General features: G+C 46.7%; 14 protein-coding genes. 9 read left to right on the forward strand and 5 right to left on the reverse strand.

All coding sequences use genetic code 11. The features are described 5' to 3' along the window. Positions 1 to 272: 272 nt before the first annotated feature. Positions 273 to 1262 (forward strand): DUF2860 domain-containing protein, encoded by a 990-nt coding sequence (locus tag AB4405_RS04495; RefSeq protein WP_372059818.1) that lies wholly within the window; start codon positions 273 to 275, stop codon positions 1260 to 1262. 163 nt (positions 1263 to 1425) lie between these two features. Next, a complete protein-coding gene (locus tag AB4405_RS04500; protein ID WP_372059819.1) occupies positions 1426 to 2403 on the forward strand; it encodes a DUF2860 family protein in 978 nt (325 codons plus the stop codon). 44 nt (positions 2404 to 2447) lie between these two features. Here AB4405_RS04500 and AB4405_RS04505 read toward each other — a convergent pair whose 3' ends face one another. Then, positions 2448 to 3971, reverse strand: a complete 1524-nt coding sequence (locus tag AB4405_RS04505; RefSeq protein WP_372059820.1) for a YifB family Mg chelatase-like AAA ATPase — start codon at positions 3969 to 3971, stop codon at positions 2448 to 2450. Positions 3972 to 4462: 491 nt separating this feature from the next. Between AB4405_RS04505 and ilvG the strand changes: the two genes are divergently transcribed. From ilvG to ilvA, 5 genes are read left to right on the forward strand one after another with little or no spacing between them, the layout of a single operon-like run. Further along, complete coding sequence (gene ilvG / locus AB4405_RS04510; protein ID WP_372059821.1) at positions 4463 to 6109, forward strand: acetolactate synthase 2 catalytic subunit; 1647 nt, start codon at positions 4463 to 4465, stop codon at positions 6107 to 6109. Then, the gene (gene ilvM, locus AB4405_RS04515) at positions 6109 to 6390 is read left to right on the forward strand and encodes an acetolactate synthase 2 small subunit (protein WP_102470035.1); all 282 of its coding nucleotides are present in this window, start codon (positions 6109 to 6111) and stop codon (positions 6388 to 6390) included. Before ilvG ends, ilvM begins: the two co-directional genes overlap by 1 nt. Before the next feature lie 13 nt (positions 6391 to 6403). Next, positions 6404 to 7366, forward strand: coding sequence for a branched-chain amino acid transaminase (locus tag AB4405_RS04520; protein WP_102470034.1), 963 nt, complete (start codon positions 6404 to 6406; stop codon positions 7364 to 7366). Between the two features lie 12 nt (positions 7367 to 7378). Beyond that, positions 7379 to 9220 carry a dihydroxy-acid dehydratase gene (ilvD, locus tag AB4405_RS04525; RefSeq protein WP_372059822.1) on the forward strand — a complete coding sequence of 614 codons (1842 nt, stop codon included), beginning with the start codon at positions 7379 to 7381 and terminating at the stop codon, positions 9218 to 9220. 3 nt (positions 9221 to 9223) lie between these two features. Further along, positions 9224 to 10762: a threonine ammonia-lyase, biosynthetic gene (ilvA, locus tag AB4405_RS04530; protein ID WP_372059823.1), complete on the forward strand. Its 1539-nt coding sequence runs from the start codon at positions 9224 to 9226 to the stop codon at positions 10760 to 10762. A 93-nt stretch (positions 10763 to 10855) separates the two neighbouring features. On the opposite strand, the gene AB4405_RS04535 is transcribed toward ilvA, so the two are convergent. Further along, on the reverse strand, positions 10856 to 12523 hold the full coding sequence (locus AB4405_RS04535; RefSeq protein ID WP_372059824.1) for a diguanylate cyclase: 1668 nt from the start codon (positions 12521 to 12523) through the stop codon (positions 10856 to 10858). 86 nt (positions 12524 to 12609) lie between these two features. After that, positions 12610 to 13512: a DNA-binding transcriptional activator PunR gene (punR, locus tag AB4405_RS04540; RefSeq protein WP_372059825.1), complete on the reverse strand. Its 903-nt coding sequence runs from the start codon at positions 13510 to 13512 to the stop codon at positions 12610 to 12612. Between the two features lie 140 nt (positions 13513 to 13652). On the opposite strand from punR, the gene punC reads away from it, so the two are divergent. Then, positions 13653 to 14858: a purine nucleoside transporter PunC gene (gene punC, locus AB4405_RS04545; protein ID WP_102470029.1), complete on the forward strand. Its 1206-nt coding sequence runs from the start codon at positions 13653 to 13655 to the stop codon at positions 14856 to 14858. A gap of 42 nt (positions 14859 to 14900) precedes the next feature. On the opposite strand, the gene AB4405_RS04550 is transcribed toward punC, so the two are convergent. Beyond that, complete coding sequence (locus AB4405_RS04550) at positions 14901 to 15677, reverse strand: transporter substrate-binding domain-containing protein (protein WP_102470028.1); 777 nt, start codon at positions 15675 to 15677, stop codon at positions 14901 to 14903. Positions 15678 to 15769: 92 nt separating this feature from the next. Here AB4405_RS04550 and AB4405_RS04555 point away from each other — a divergent pair, with 92 nt between their 5' ends. Next, entirely contained in the window at positions 15770 to 16513 is a 744-nt protein-coding gene (locus AB4405_RS04555; RefSeq protein ID WP_102470027.1) for an amino acid ABC transporter permease, read from the forward strand. Between the two features lie 81 nt (positions 16514 to 16594). On the opposite strand, the gene glmU is transcribed toward AB4405_RS04555, so the two are convergent. Then, a complete protein-coding gene (gene glmU, locus AB4405_RS04560) occupies positions 16595 to 17956 on the reverse strand; it encodes a bifunctional UDP-N-acetylglucosamine diphosphorylase/glucosamine-1-phosphate N-acetyltransferase GlmU (RefSeq protein WP_372059826.1) in 1362 nt (453 codons plus the stop codon). Positions 17957 to 17968 lie beyond the last annotated feature (12 nt).

Consider the following 17968-nt stretch of genomic DNA (forward strand, 5'->3'; position numbering starts at 1 on the left):
CAGCTATTCAATGTAAAGACAAAGCCGAGCCAATATGCTCGGCTTTGTCTTTTTTATCTTATCGTTCTACATTTTCCTTTCTGATACGGGCTTAGCCTACCCATAAACATGCCTATTAACGACAGCCTATCCATTTATCCGCCATACACATCAATGCTTTTTAAATTGTCTTGTTACCCACATAAAACAAGCTTATGCTAAACCAATAACATAAGGTAAACATATAATTACATTTGTTATTAACGATATTCAGAATCGAAGAAGGAACCAATATGAAACCGACATGGAGTGTCTTAGCGGTTGCAGTCAGTCTCGTATCAACAACCGCTGTTGCCAAGTTAGGCGAGAGCAATGGCTTCAGTGGTGAGATTGCCATCAACGCGGCTTACAGCAGTAAAACATCCAACCTCACGAATACCGATGACGATTACCGTGTATATACCGGCGGCCAACAAGAAGACAGTGGTGCCCTCGTTCTCCCGTTAGGTAACGTGCAATATACATTTGGCTCAGCGTCAAACCATCAGGTTTTCTTAGGTACCTCTCGAGCCGATATCGCGGTCGGTACCGTTGCACTCGAAGCGGGTTATAAATATCTTTTCAAAGACCGTACTAAAATCAGTTTTGCTATTTTACCAACCATACTGGAAGGCGAGGTATGGAAAGACCCATATATGGATGGCACCCGAAGTACCACCAATGAGAAGGGCACTGCATACCGTATGCAGATCGACAATATTGCAGGGTCTTTATTCAGCCTCGATTTAGCCTATGGTAAGCGTGAACTTGACGAAGAAAAGTCGGGGCAAGATGCGAGTGTAGGCCTAACGGATGAACAAGCTCAGATGCTCAACCGCAATGCTGATATCCTCTATGGTAAGTTTAAAATGATGCTACCTATCAGTCGCGAAGTCTTGCTCTATCCTGCTCTTATTTACACGCAGCAAGATGCAGAGGGTAGTGCAATGAAGCACAACACCTATGGGGCTGAGATTTCGTCTTTTATGTCTCTTGGGAACCACAAGTTGGCACTAACCGTCGGCTACCTCAAACGTGACTTCGATGCCGCCAACCCGATTTACGACGTGACCCGTAGCGATGATGAGTGGAAAGCCTTCCTTGCTTATGAGTATCCGGGCATCTTCTATTCGGACAATGTCTCGTTGGTTGCATTCAGTGGCTTCACCAATAGCACCTCTAATATTGCCTTTTATGAAGAACAAAACTGGATCACGGCCGTGGGTGTGAACTGGGAGTTCTAATCACCCGACCAATCATTCACTACCACACTATAAACAAGATAAATCAATGGTTTAGAATTAACAATCTAAGCCATTTTTTATTTTATAAATGTGACTAAAATCAATGGTAAATACCAACGAACGGCGTAATCTTAGCCCCCTTTGAACCGACCAGATCCCATATATGCCTCGCTCACACTGGATGATTATCGCCTTCATATCCTCAACCCTAACTATTCCAACTTATGCTGCACTGCGAGATACCTCAGGCTTTAGCGGTGAACTTTCTTTGAGCAACGCAATCATCGGTGAGAAGTCGAACCTTGTTGCCAGTAATGACCCGGCAATAACGTCAACGACCGAGGCTCATGATGAATTCTGGCTTCCTTTAGGGACATTACGGTATACCTACGGCACTCAATTAGACAAAGAATGGTTTATTGGTAGCTCACGGAATGACATCGCGGTGGGCACGTTCATCCTCGAAGGCGGATATCGGCAACAATTGCCAGACACTAGTGTCATGACGTTTTCTTATCTCCCAACCGTTATCGGAGAACCCATCTGGAGTAACCCTTATGTGGAGTCGAGCCAATTAAAAGCGGCAGAGGCCACTGGCGATGCATTTCGCTTTCAGTATGAAAATATTGCCGGCACCCCTTTCACTCTAGATATGGCCTATGGCACTCGAGTTATCGATGAAGAACGATCCGCCTATAACCTTACAAATGTGTACGCAAAAGACTTCAATCGGAACAGCGACCTTTACTATGCAAAGGGCTCTTATACCCTATCAGCCACGGAGCAGTGGACACTGTTTCCATCGTTGATTTACCTCAATGATGACAGTCAAGGTTCATCCTTAAGGAATCAAGGTGTTGGGACCGAGCTCACCACACTGTTTATTTATGATCAGCATAGTTTTGCTGCCACATTAAGCTACATGAATCACGAATATAAAGGCCAAAACACTATCTTCGAGCAATCAAGGCGAATCGATGAAAAGTACAGCGGGTTTTTCGCATACGAGTATTTATCATTGTGGAATATCGATACCCTTTCGCTCATTTCATTGTCTGGCTACAATGCGACAGACTCCTCGATCGCCTTTTATGATTCATCAGATTGGATCACCTCCGTTGGCATGAACTTCTCTTTTTAACGTGTTAATTTTTAAATTAATAAACAAAAAAGACGATGTCTATTTTATACCGCTTGTGCCGTCAGTTGTTTTAATAGTCGGTCCATCGCTCGATACCCCAACGCTTCGGCTAAATGAGCCCGTTGAATATCCGGTTCATTCGATAGGTCAGCGATGGTTCGAGCGACTTTAATGATTCGATGATAGGCGCGAATAGACAACCCTAAACGGTGTAATGCATTTTCCAAAAACTCAGCGTCTGACTTGGCAAGATGACAGTAGCGTTCAATCTCTCGGCTTTGTAATAAGGCATTGGCTTTGCCAGAGCGAGTCACCATCTTAGTTCTGGCTTCAATCACTCGTGCTTTGACTTGTGTGGTTGATTCTCCCCGATCGCCCCCCTCCGCCAACACACCCTTGGGCAATAAGGGGATCTCAATCGACATATCAAAACGATCCAATAAGGGGCCGGATAATCGCCCTAAATAACGAAGTATTGCTTGCGGTGCCACCCTAGCTTGATTCTCATCGTAGTAGCCAGTTGGGCTAGGGTTCAATGCCCCCACTAACTGAAATCGAGCGGGAAAGCGAGTCTTCCCCTGCGCTCGGGAAATAACAATTTCACCCGATTCCAAAGGCTCTCGCAAGGAATCCAGCACCTTACGCTCAAACTCTGGCATTTCATCAAGAAACAACAACCCATTGTGTGCTAAAGATATTTCTCCTGGTCTTGGTATGGTTCCCCCGCCCACCAGCGCGGCCATTGAACTAGAGTGGTGTGGCGATCGGAAAGGCCTTTGCTTCCAATTATCCTCATTGATTTCTTGCTGAGTAAGAGAGCCAACAGAGGCCGTCTCGATCGCTTCTTCATCACTCATCATCGGCAATAAATCACGCAGTCGAGAAGCAAGCATCGTTTTACCTGTCCCTGGCGGTCCAAGAAACAATAGGTTGTGATTTCCTGCCGCCGCAATCTCCAGCGCCCGTTTACCTTGCTGCTGCCCAATAATGTCTTGTAGATCGCGTACATCCTCCGCCAGCGTCTTGAGTGGCGGCGAAGTGGCCAGCGTCAAGGCTTGTTGTCCCATTAAATGAGCGCACACCTCTAGTAACCCGGACGCCGATTTATGCTTGTCTTTACCAACCAAAGCCGCTTGATTGGCATTCCCTTCCGGTACGATAAGTTGGCGAGCTGATTTATCCGAGGCCAATGCTGCAGGTAACACGCCTTTAACGGACCGCAACGAGCCCGACAATGCCAACTCACCAATAAACTCATGCTGTTGCAACAAGGTCTTGGGCAATTGATCCGAAGCAGCCAAAATACCCAATGCAATCGGCAGATCAAAACGCCCCCCTTCTTTAGGCAGATCAGCCGGCGCTAAATTAACGGTGATCCGTTTTGCAGGGAATTCAAAACGAGAATTAATAATGGCGCTACGAACCCTGTCTTTAGATTCTTTTACTGTTGTCTCAGGCAACCCAACCAAGGTAAAACCTGGCATACCATTACTGATATGCACCTCTACCGTTACTAACGGTGCTTCCACCCCAACACTGGCACGGCTGTAAATAATCGATAATCCCATGAATTTCCTTTTTTCACCTAAATTAGTCAGTTAAACCCATCAAAAAGCAGAGTTTTATAAATAGAACATGTTATATAGCCTGATTTGATGCTGATTAAATGTGAAAAAAGAATGAGGTTTTGCTTGTCAGGTAACAGAAATATGTGATACCACTAAGGACGCAGACATTTTCGTTCAACATAAAGCAAACGATTAGATATTAGAAATGACTTTTAGTGCTTACGCTCACACTCTGATTACCCTGATTATTGTGGTCCTGATTAGGAACACACGGGGGAATATGGGCGGAAAATAGCCGCAAGATTCTAAAAACCCCCGCACTGAAAAGTCCGGGGGTTTTTTTACAAGTTGTAAAACAAAAATTTGATGACGATCACGAAAGCGAGTCCAGTCTCGTAAAGATGATAAAAACGGAAGAATATGGGGGCACACTATGTGCAGTCGAACGATAAAAAACCGCTACTCATTATGCGGTCTACAAGGAGGAAGCAATGACAGGAGCTGAATTAGTTGTTGCAGCGCTAGCGCAACAAGGTATTAAGACTGTGTTTGGTTATCCCGGTGGGGCAATAATGCCCATCTACGATGCGCTTTATGATGGCGGTGTAGAACACATTCTTTGCCGACACGAGCAAGGCGCAGCCATGGCAGCCATCGGAATGGCTAGAGCGACTAAGGATGTCGCTGTATGTATGGCCACTTCAGGCCCAGGCGCCACTAACCTCGTTACCGGCCTTGCCGATGCTTTCCTTGACTCCGTCCCTCTCGTCGCCATAACAGGCCAAGTTGCCAGCTCTCATATTGGTACCGATGCTTTCCAAGAAATGGATGTGATTGGTATGTCACTTTCTTGTACCAAGCATAGCTATCTAGTGACCGACATCCATGACCTTGCTCCTACACTTGCTGAAGCATTTGAGGTGGCAAAAACAGGACGACCTGGCCCGGTTATTGTTGATATAGCGAAAGATGTTCAACTTGCTCAAACGCCTGTTGATGTGCTGCCCGCTTTCACACCTCCAGCTATTCCCGTCGCAAGCCCGGAACAAATGCAACTGGCACAACAAATCCTCAACCAAAGTTCTCGTCCAGTATTGTACGTAGGCGGTGGGGTACAGTTAGCGGATGCCACAGAGTCGGTTCGTGAGTTTTTGCGCCTAAACCCGATGCCATGTGTGAGCACACTTAAAGGGTTGGGTACGGTTGAGCGACACGATCCACATTATCTAGGCATGCTCGGTATGCACGGCACCAAAGCGGCAAACCTAGTCGTACAAAAAAGCGACTTGCTTATCGTCGTCGGCGCGCGGTTTGATGATCGAGTGACAGGTAAGCTGGATACATTTGCACCACATGCTAAGGTCATTCACATCGATATCGATGCTGCTGAGTTTAATAAACTGAGAACAGCCCATGCCGCATTGCGTGGCGATATCAATGTTATTTTACCTCAGCTTGAGCTGTCGAAAGACCTGGCACCATGGGTTCACCATAGTGAAAGCCTACGCAGCGGATTTAAATGGCGCTATGACCACCCAGGCGACCTGATTTTTGCTCCACTACTTCTGAAGCAATTATCCGACATGATGCCAGAGTCTTCGATTGTCTCGACCGACGTAGGCCAACACCAGATGTGGGCTGCACAGCACATTCAGCCAAGAATGCCGGAGAACTTCATTACTTCTGCCGGGCTGGGCACCATGGGCTTTGGACTGCCAGCAGCTATGGGCGCAGCAGTAGGTCGACCTGACGATCAATCTATCCTAATCTCAGGTGATGGCTCATTCATGATGAATGTCCAAGAGCTAGGCACGCTTAAGCGTCGCCAAATCCCTGTAAAAATGGTGCTCTTGAATAACCACCGCTTGGGTATGGTAAGACAATGGCAGTCACTCTTTTTTGATGGTCGACACAGTGAAACCATCCTAGATGACAACCCTGATTTCGTGATGCTGGCTAAAGCGTTCGATATTCCAGGCAAAACCATTACTCGAAAAGAAGAAGTCGAGCCGGCATTGAAAGAAATGCTAGCAAGCAAGACCGCATACCTTCTTCATGTCCTCATCGATGAAGAAGAGAATGTATGGCCATTGGTACCACCAGGTGCCTCAAACAGCGAGATGTTGGAGAACACCTAATGAACCGATACCTACTAGACATTAAAGCCGATGATAAAAGCGTCCTACTTGAACGAGTACTGCGCGTCATTCGCCACCGCGGGTTTATCATCAAGCAAGTCGCTGCAACACAAAATCATGAAAGCAAGATTGCCAGTGTAGAAATTATCGTTGATAGTGATCGTCCTATTTCTACGCTGATTAATCAGATTGAAAAACTCTGGGATATTCGTACTGTTGACGTCACTGAGCTCAAAACTAACCAGCTGACCAATCACAACCTACAAGAACAAAGTGCATAAGGAAGAACGCTAAATGGCTACAAGTACAGCAGATTTTATTTGGTTTAATGGTGAAATGGTTCCATGGGCTGAGGCAAACGTTCACGTCCTGACTCATGCGATGCACTATGGTACGTCAGTTTTTGAAGGAGTGCGTTGTTACAACACACCGAAAGGTCCGGTTATTTTCCGTCACCCAGAGCATGCAAAGCGCCTTAAGAATTCAGCAAAAATTTACCGCTTCCCAATTCCTTATACGGAAGAAGAAATCATGGAAGCAACGCGCGAGACCGTGCGTCAGAATAAACTAGAATCAGCCTATATTCGCCCACTCGGGTTTGTTGGTAATGTCGGTTTAGGTGTCTGCCCTCCTGAAGACTCAGTGATGGAATTGATTATCGCAGCTTTCCCTTGGGGTTCTTACTTAGGTGAAGAAGCCCTAGCCAATGGCGTAGATGCTATGATCTCAAGCTGGAATCGCGCCGCGCCAAATACTATCCCAACCGCAGCAAAAGCTGGTGGTAACTACCTGTCTTCTTTACTTGTTGGTGGTGAAGCTCGTCGCCATGGTTATGATGAAGGCATCGCTCTCAGTGTCGATGGTTACCTATCTGAAGGTGCTGGCGAGAACATCTTCGTCATCAAAGATGGCATCATCATGACACCACCAGCCACCAGTGCGATCCTACCGGGTATTACACGCGACAGTATTATGACCATGGCCAAAGACATGGGCTATGACGTTCGCGAAACCAACATCGCTCGTGAAGCGCTGTATCTTGCTGATGAGATTTTCATGACCGGAACGGCGGCTGAAATTGTGCCCGTCCGCTCTGTCGATAAGATTGAGGTTGGCGAAGGCAAACGCGGTCCAATCACAAAAGTCATGCAAGACGCTTACTTTGGCCTATTCAATGGCACAACTGAAGATAAATGGGGTTGGCTTGACTACGTTTACCCTCAAGATGCCGACACCAGCAACGCAGCTGAAAAATAAGGAACGAGTACAATGCCTATTTATAGATCCGCGACCACAACACATGGACGCAACATGGCGGGTGCCCGCGCACTTTGGCGTGCCACTGGTGTAAAAGACGAAGATTTTGGCAAACCAATCATTGCCGTCGTGAACTCATTTACTCAATTTGTTCCTGGCCACGTTCACCTAAAAGACATGGGCCAACTGGTCGCCGGCGAAATTGAGAAAGCAGGCGGAATCGCCAAAGAATTCAACACGATCGCTGTCGATGACGGCATCGCGATGGGCCATGGTGGTATGTTGTATTCACTGCCATCACGTGAACTTATTGCAGATTCTGTGGAATACATGGTGAATGCGCACTGTGCAGATGCGATGGTTTGTATCTCTAACTGCGACAAGATCACCCCAGGAATGATGATGGCGGCTATGCGCCTTAACATCCCTGTGATCTTTGTTTCCGGTGGCCCAATGGAAGCGGGTAAAACCAAGCTTTCTGATCAGATCATTAAGCTGGACCTGGTTGATGCCATGATCCAAGGTGCCGATCCAACTATTTCTGATGAGCAAAGTGAGCAAGTAGAGCGTTCTGCGTGTCCAACATGTGGATCATGCTCTGGCATGTTTACAGCCAACTCGATGAACTGTCTAACGGAAGCATTAGGCCTTTCTCAACCGGGTAACGGCTCCATGCTCGCGACTCACGCCGATCGTGAGCAGTTGTTTATCAATGCCGGTAAACGCGTCGTCGAATTGACGAAACGCTACTATGAGCAAGATGATGCCTCGGCATTGCCACGTAATATTGCGAATCGCGCTGCATTTGAAAACGCGATGGCCTTGGATATTGCTATGGGCGGTTCAAGTAATACGGTATTGCACCTGCTTGCTTCTGCTCAAGAAGGTGAGATTGCGTTCGATATGGATGATATCGATGAGATGTCTCGTCGTGTGCCTCATCTTTGTAAGGTGGCCCCATCCACACCGAAGTACCACATGGAAGATGTTCACCGTGCGGGTGGCGTGATGGCCATTCTTGGCGAACTCGATCGTGCAGGGTTATTGAACAGCGATACTCGTACCGTACTTGGTCTTTCAATGAAAGAACAACTGGCACAATACGACATCATGCAAACCGAAGATGAAGCGGTGCTTAAATTCTTCCGTGCCGGTCCTGCCGGTATTCGCACCACCAAAGCCTTTTCTCAAGATTGTCGCTGGGATCGTCTTGATGATGATCGTAAAGAAGGCTGTATCCGCACCAAAGAAAATGCTTTCAGCCAAGAAGGTGGGCTGGCAGTGTTGAGCGGCAATATTGCTTTAGATGGTTGTATCGTCAAAACAGCCGGCGTGGATGAAGGAAGCTTAGTCTTCCGCGGTCCTGCCGTGGTATTTGAAAGCCAGGAAGATGCGGTAGACGGTATTTTAGGCGGTAAAGTCAAAGCCGGTGATGTCGTCATCATTCGCTATGAGGGACCGAAGGGTGGCCCTGGCATGCAAGAAATGTTGTATCCAACGACCTACCTAAAATCAATGGGACTAGGCAAAGAGTGTGCTTTGCTAACGGATGGACGCTTCTCAGGAGGCACATCGGGTCTTTCTATTGGTCATGCGTCACCAGAAGCCGCAAGCGGTGGCACTATTGGTCTCGTCAACGATGGCGATATCATTAATATTAATATTCCAGAACGTTCGATCACTCTGGATATTTCTGACGAAGAGCTGAGTGCTCGTCGTGCCGCTCAAGATAAGCTCGGCTGGAAGCCAGCGAATCGTGAACGTGTCGTTTCTCTCGCACTAAAAGCCTACGCAAGTATGGCTACCAGTGCAGATAAAGGCGCGGTAAGAGACAAGTCTAAGCTCGAGGGATAAGACATGAGTGAAGCCAACCATTACCCTAGCACTGGCGCAGAATACCTGCGACAAGTACTGCGGGCTCCTGTCTATGAAGTCGCGACCGTTACTCCGCTTCAAGACATGCCTCGACTCTCAGCGCGTATTAATAACCACGTGCAGATCAAGCGAGAGGATCGCCAGCCGGTACACTCATTCAAGCTACGTGGCGCTTACAATATGGTTGCCAACCTGACTGAGGCTCAAAAAAATGCTGGGGTGATCGCGGCTTCTGCGGGCAATCACGCACAAGGCATGGCGTTATCTGGTACAAAATTGGGCATCAGCACCACGATTGTGATGCCCAAGACCACACCCGATATTAAAGTCGATGCGGTAAGAAGCTTTGGCGGAAAAGTGGTCCTTCATGGTAACAACTTTGATGAAGCAAAAGCAGAAGCTGAACGCCTGTCGGCAGAGTATGGTTATACCTTTGTTCCTCCTTTTGATCACCCACTGGTGATTGCTGGGCAAGGAACGATTGGCATGGAAATGCTACAACAAAATGGCCACCTTGATTATATCTTTGTTCCTGTAGGAGGCGGCGGTTTGGCCGCTGGCGTTGCCGTACTCGTCAAGCAACTCATGCCAGAGATAAAGATTATTGCTGTCGAACCAGAGGATTCAGCCTGCCTTAAAGCCGCGCTTGATGCTGGTGAGCCCGTAGCCTTGGATCGAGTGAGCATGTTTGCTGACGGTGTCGCGGTTAAAATTATTGGTCAGGAAACCTTCCGCTTATGCCAACAGTACATTGATGGCCATATCACGGTATCCAGTGATGAGATTTGCTCTGCGGTGAAGGATATTTTCGAAGATACCCGTGCCATCGCTGAGCCTTCGGGTGCCCTTGCATTAGCAGGCCTGAAAAAATTTGCTGAGCAACATGCACTCAAAGATAAAAAGCTCGGCACGGTTTTATCCGGAGCTAACACCAACTTCCATGGTTTGCGTTATGTATCAGAACGTTGTGAGCTTGGTGAGAAACGTGAAGGGTTACTTGCCGTCACCATACCAGAGCGACAAGGTGCCTTCTTTGAGTTTTGTAACATCATCGGTGGCCGAGCGGTGACAGAGTTTAACTACCGCTACAATGACGACAAACTGGCAAATATCTTTGTCGGTGTGCGTCTTGCTGGGGGTCAGGAAGAACTGGCAGGCATCATTAAAGATTTAGACACTGGAGGATATCCAGTCGTCGACTTGTCTGATGATGAGATGGCGAAGCTGCATGTGCGTTATATGATTGGTGGTAAGCCTTCTAAGCCACTTAAAGAGCGATTGTATAGCTTTGAGTTCCCAGAATATCCTGGTGCGTTGCTGAAGTTTCTGAGCACACTGGGCACCCATTGGAACATCAGCCTGTTTAACTATCGCAACCACGGTGCGGACTATGGTCGAGTACTGTGTGGTTTTGAGTTGCAAGATAGCGATCTTGCGGAGTTCTCACAGCACCTCAGGGAGTTGGGCTATCAATGCAAAGATGAAACCGATAACTCATCGTATCAATTTTTCCTTTCTTAAAGGCAAATAAGACCCGTTATTAGCATTGGGAATACACAAAAACGCCTCGTCTATCGAGGCGTTTTTTTATGGTTTTATCGGGCTAGTATAGAATCACTGATTCTCAACCAATCCGAGCTCTGGAGACTTAAACTCATTGTACTGCTGATAATTCACCACCCTATCTCTACCTTGGTCTTTAGCTAAGTACAACGCTTTGTCAGCCATTTTAATCAATGCCTCGATATCAGAAGCGGGCTCAGGGTAGGTCGCAACACCAATAGAGACACTCAATTGCCCAAGTGATAATCCTTTATGCTCTAGGTGCATCGTTCGAATAAGGGTAACGATATTATCGGCATATTGCGTTGCATCATTCATATCGCAATGCGGCAGTATCACCGCTAACTCTTCACCACCGAGTCGACAGGCTATTTCATCATCAGCTACGGTTCTTTTCAGTAGAGAACTGATCTCTTTAAGTACATAATCACCGGCATCATGACCGAAGTTGTCGTTAAAACGCTTAAAGTGGTCGAGATCTAACATCAATAGAGACAAAGACTCACTGCTAGTAGCAGAATTGTTGGTATGTTCCGTTAGCTTTTGTTCGAAGAAACGTCGGTTATACAAGCCAGTCAGTGGATCGCTCAGGGCTTGCGAACGCAATTTTTCTTGCAAGCTTAGGTTTGCCAAGGCCAAGCCAAGGTGCTCTGCCACACTATACGCGAGTTGTGTCGTCAGCTCATCAACGCCAATGTCACCCTGACCAAAGTACAAATGCATGATGCCAATCGTATTACCATGTGCCGTTAATGGGATGCACAGCGTCTGATTATTATCAATCGATGACATGTGTTCGCAGGAAAGGTGGTGAAACTCTTCAATCGATAAATGACTGCGCCCTTTACGTAGTGACCAGCATTCATCTGGAGAAAAACTTTTGCTGCCGGGCCACGACTCCCCCCAATCGAGTTGATTCACAAGCTGGTTTCTTGATGAGCGCATCAACGAGATACTGCCATTAACCTTACCTAGAATACGCGGCACGATATCTTCTACCACCCGCTGAGCTTCAACTAGGTTATTACAAGCCGCCAGCATATTGGCTAATCGATGCATCAACTCTATCTCAAGCGTGCGCTGACGAATCCGTTCATCTTGTTTATTTTTCTCGGCTGTCACACTGAGTATAATTTGGCGGTGGCTTAGTAGCGACGTGCCAATAAGAATAGCAATACTGAGTAGCGCCAATCCAACTAAGATACTCATCAGTTGAAATGTCATACTTTTTAGATGATGCATCGGCACGGATAGCACCACAACATAGTCTTGCTGGTCGATGTTCACTTTTCGAGACGAATAAAGAAGGTCAACCGACAGTACAGAGCTGAATCGAACATCCTCTCCAGCCCCTAACTTCCATGCCTGAAGAAATTCAGGACGGTTGGCGTGACTATCAAGATCAACAAGCGCTCGGTCAGACAAAGCCGTATCCCCAACCACTACACCATCATGATTGATCACTTGTATACGAGTATCCGTATCCGCTTGGGTCAGATCACCAATATAGTCATCAATTTGACCACTACTGGTAAAACTGGGATTGTCTTCATGGATCTCATAGATCACATCCGTCAGCAATGATTCCGTACTTCGGCTTACTGACTCATAAACTAAACGCTCTAAGGTTATACTGAACCCATATAAGCCCCCTACCATCACAACAGAGAGCGCGACAATCGGTAAAAGCTGCCATTTCCTATCGACCAACGTTGACATCTCACACCACCAACTTACAGAACACCATATTAATAACTAACAAAGTAGCGGTATTTTTAATCAAGGGCAACTAGAATATGAATCTATCAATACCTAAGCCAGTCTGAGTGCAATTGCGATGATGAGCCAAGATAATCTAACATCCATTGGATCAGTTTATTACTCTCATCTTTACGCCAAACCAAACAACATTGGCTATCTATCGAATCACCCGTTATTACGCGTTCCACCAGCAAGCCTTCGTTGATCAGCGGTACCGCGATGTGGCGAGGCATGTAACCGATACCCACTCCATTTTTAAGGCACTCAATCGCCGAATACCAGTTAGGCAACAATAAGCGACGCTGGCGATCGCTATGCCGCGTATGACGCTTGGGTAAAACTCGCGAGGTATCATCAAGGCAAATAGCAGGAAACTGACTGGCAAACTCTTCATCTAAATGGGTTGCCATCGCACACGGATGATTTGGTGCCATCACCAATGCCCATGTCAGGTCTCCCATCGGTCGCACGCCATACTCCCCACCAACAGGAATCGCAGAAGTCGCCCCAATAACAATATCGGCTCTTTGCTCTGATATCGCCTCCCATGAGCCATTGTAAACCTCCATATTGATCTGCAGTTCAGCTGACTCAAATTCTGCGTAAAAGTCTTCGATCAGCTCAGAGAGCTTGTCGACTTTCACAATGTTGTCCAAGGTCAGCTTTAACCGCTTTTGCCAGCCAGAAGCTGCGCGACGGGTATGATGGGTCAACTCATCCATTTGCCGTAACAACCGCCTTGCTTCGGCGATAAACACCTCTCCTGCTGGCGTCAATTCAACGCGACGAGGAAGCCGTCTAAACAGCGGAGTGCCAATCTCTTGCTCTATCTGGCGTACACTGTAGCTGATCGCTGAAGGGACTTTATGAAGGGCGACAGCCGCCGCACTAAAGCTTCCAAGCCGAGCGATCATATCTAACATTTCGAGTGAGGGGCGAGAGTACACAACTTACCTTTCAAAAATTTTGATTCATAACCACAAAATATAGCGTTTTATTTTTAATTATTCCAAAAATAGAATACAGCACATAAACAGTATGGGCTGTATACAGCTCATTCCTGTGAAAATATTTCAAAGGAATAGTCATGAAAATCTCTAAGCTGCAACTTATCTACCTGTCGATCCTGTCTATGTTGGGCTTTATTGCCACTGATATGTATCTACCTGCGTTTAAATTAATTGAGCAGGACTTTTCAACAGGCCCAGAACAAATCGCCTTGTCTTTGACCGTATTCTTAGTCGGTATGGGATTAGGGCAATTCGTTTGGGGATTGGCCAGCGATCGCTTTGGTCACAGAAAAACCTTGTTTGCTGGTTTAGCGATTTTCTCCATCGCCTCTATCGGCCTTGCTTGGAGTCAAGAGGTGTGGCAACTATTGTCACTAAGAATGCTGCAAGCCGTAGGCGTATGTGCGCCAGCCGTGATTTGGCAATCGATGGTTATCGATAAATTTGATAAAAAAACCAGCCAACAAATATTCGCGACCATCATGCCACTCGTCGCGTTGTCTCCTGCGCTAGCACCGCAGCTGGGCGTACTGTTAACCGAGCTTTGGGGTTGGCACAGTATTTTTGTTGTACTGGCGATTACAGGCGCACTACTTGCTGCTGTGACACTATCAATAAAAGATCACACCTCAACAAAGAAAAAATCGACATCTGTATCAGCGGATCTTAAAAGCTTAATAGGATCAAGAGACTACGTGGGTAACGTCTTAATGTATGCGGTTGCATCTGCGGCATTCTTTGCATACCTAACAGGGATGCCTGAGATAATGAGTCAATTAGGCTACTCAGGTAAAGAGATTGGCTTAAGCTTTATCCCACAAACAATCGCCTTTATGGTGGGTGGTTATATGGGCAAAAAGCTGGTGGCGAAGCTTGGTGATGAAACAGTATTAAAGCAGTTACTTGGCCTAGAAACCGTTGCTATCTTACTTGTTTTTGTCGCTTGTCAGTGGCAACTCACCACTGTTTGGCCAATCCTAGCGCCATTTTGCTTACTTGCTGTTGCCAATGGTGCCCTGTATCCAATCGTTGTTAACCGAGCACTGTCAAGCGCCCCCCATTGCTCGGCAACAGCCGCTGGTCTGCAAAACAGTATTCAGATCGGTATTAGCAGCCTAGCGAGTGCTCTTGTTGCGACTTTTGCTATCGTGGCACAAACGGCCGTTGGCTATGTCATCTTAGGTTGCCTAGCGCTAATGTGGCTAGGGTACCTCATAGCAACGCCAGCCCTAACTAATGAGCTAACAATTCCTGATAACTCACGCGTCGTGAATGATGAGTAAATAAAAAAAGGGCGATAATATCGCCCTTTTTACTCTTGTTTCCTAAAGACTTTTCAGGCCCCACTTTTCTGCAGTTTCGTCAAAAAATCCTTGTGTCTTTTTCAACTCAACCCAATGGTTAACATAGTTTATCCACACCTGATCGGTTTGCGGCAATAACATCGAAATAGGGGTGGGTTTACGTGGCTCTTTTACCGGAACAATAGCCAGCTGCTTAAATTTAGTCACAAGTGTCGCCGCTTCGACATTGGATGTGACGGACACGTCCGCTCGGCGAGAGAGAAGTTCTTGGAAATCACGGGCAGGCGCTTCAATAACAATGTGCTCTGCGTTAGGGAAGAAATCCTTTACCATTTTTTCTTGTACCGTACCGAGCGTTGCTGCGACTTTGACATCAGGTTTATTAAAATCAGCCCAGTCTGAATATTTCTCAACATCTTTTTTCTGAACAACCGGCACGAATGCCAAATAAAAATACGGCTGGCTATAACCCGCGACTTTAGCTCGAGACATGTTTAGCGACGCACTACCGGTAATATCATATTTATTCGCGGTGATCCCGTTCACCAATGTTTTCCAATCTGTCGCAACGTACTCCACCTTCACGCCGAGATCCTTAGCAAGTTCAGTAGTCACATCAATATCAAACCCTTTGTATGAGTTAGTTGCTGGATCCTTCATTGTCATGGGGTTCCAATCACCCGTGGTACCCACGCGCAATACACCCGTGTCCAAAATAGCTTGTAACCGGCTGGTTTGCGCTGAAACCTGACCGATAGATAAAACGGCAATAACAACACCCAGTATCCACTTCTTCATTAAATCATCCCTAAATTTATTAAACACAAATGCTTCATCCTTGATAACATAGCAGTAACAGATGGATTTTTCAGGATATTTTAAGGACGATTGTGAGCTATCGAATACTTGTTATGGTGCTGTGCTTACCGTTGCTGTCAGGCTGTTCCGATTACGAATGGGGTTGGTATGTATTGAACCCGACCACCGAACAGGGTCAGATAAACATAAAATTCTTACTGGCCGGTTTTAAGGATACGATTTATGTTTCCTTACTCAGTATGCTCTTCGCGATGACGATTGGTCTACTGGTGGCCTTTCCCGCCTTGTCCAATAACACTTGGTTAAAATCCATTAATCGAGTGTATGTAGAAGTGGTACGTTCCATTCCAGTACTGGTGTTACTACTATGGGTTTATTATGGTTTGCCGACACTGATGGATATCTCACTCAATCATTTCTGGGCTGGCGTCATCGCCCTTACGATTGCAGAGAGTGCCTTTATGGCAGAGGTTTTTCGTGGCGGGATTCAAGCGATTAGTCGAGGTCAACATGAGGCTTCAGAGTCTCTTGGTCTTAATTATTGGCAGAAAATGCGCTTGGTGATATTGCCACAAGCTCTTCGGCAAATACTGCCTCCGCTAGGTAATCAGTTTGTCTATATATTGAAGATGTCGTCACTCGTCAGTGTTATCGGACTCAGTGACCTCACCCGCCGTGCCAATGAGCTGGTGGTAAATGAGTACTTACCTTTGGAAATTTATACCTTCCTTGTACTCGAATACCTAGTGTTGATCTTACTGGTATCTCAATCCGTGCGCTGGTTAGAAAAACGCATTGCGATCCCTAGTCACTAACGCTCATCAAGCCTTGTTCGGTTAACGGATAAGTAAAAAAAATGGCCTCATAATGAGGCCATTTTTTACGATTAAGAAACGCTATTTCTTCTTAACTGGACGCAGCCAATTAGCAATTCTACGCTCTTTTGCGCGAGTGATGACTAACTCACCTTTTTCTACGTCTTTCGTCACCGTTGCTCCAGCACCGACTGTCGCACCCTCTGCGATGGTAACAGGCGCAATCAATTGAGCATCAGAGCCCACAAATACGTCATCGCCAATAATGGTCTTAAACTTATTTGCCCCATCGTAGTTACAGGTAATCACGCCAGCACCAACATTTACACGTTGGCCGATTTCGGCATCACCAAGGTACGTCAGATGATTGGCTTTAGAGCCCTCACCTAGACAGGTATTCTTCACCTCAACAAAGTTACCAACGTGAGCATCATTACGTAAATCAGCACCCGGACGAAGGCGACTAAACGGACCGACGGTACATGCTTCACCAACGGTCGCTCCTTCAATCACACTGTATGGGCGGACAATCGTATTATCGTCAATTTCACAGTCTTTTAAGACACAACCCGCACCGATTACAACGTTATCACCGAGGGAAACCGAGCCCTCGATAATCACATTCACGTCAATCTCCACATCCATACCACATTGAAGCTGACCGCGCAGGTCAAAGCGACTCGGGTCGCGCAGCATCACGCCTTGTTCCAGTAAAGTTTGCGCTTGCATGGATTGGAATGCACGCTCTAGTCGAGCCAGTTGTGCCCTGTCATTCACGCCTTCGACTTCAATCGGGTTAGCAGGGTGTACCGCTTCAACGGCACGCCCTTCTTCGTGCGCAGCGGCAATGACGTCAGTTAGGTAATACTCACCCTGAGCGTTTTCATTGCTTAAGCCCGATAACCAGCGCTTCAAATCCCCACCCGTTGCGACCATGACACCGGTGTTGATCTCTTTAATCAGTTTCTGTTCTTCTGTTGCGTCTTTTTGCTCAACAATGGCGACGACAGGGCCATTTTTACGCACAATACGTCCGTAGCCCATCGGGTTATCAAGTACGACCGTGAGCAAGGCAATGCCGCCTGTTGGCTGTGCATCAAGCAGGTTCTCAACGGTTTGATCTGAGATCAACGGCACATCACCATACAAGACAAGGACTTTTTCATCGTCTTCAAAGTGCGGAGAGGCTTGATCAACCGCGTGACCTGTACCAAGTTGATCGGCTTGTAGTACCCAGTTTACCGACTCTTCACGAAGCGTACTTTGCATAAGTTCGCCGCCATGCCCGTAAACTAAATGGACATTTTGTGATCCCAGATTCTGACAGGTATCGATGACATGTTTCACCATCGGTTTTCCTGCAAGGGTATGTAATACTTTGGGTTTGTTTGAATACATGCGGGTACCTTTACCCGCCGCGAGCACAACTGCACTAAATTTCATTATTATTGACCA

It is taken from the genome of Vibrio sp. 10N.261.51.F12, assembly GCF_041471725.1.
Lineage (GTDB): Bacteria > Pseudomonadota > Gammaproteobacteria > Enterobacterales > Vibrionaceae > Vibrio.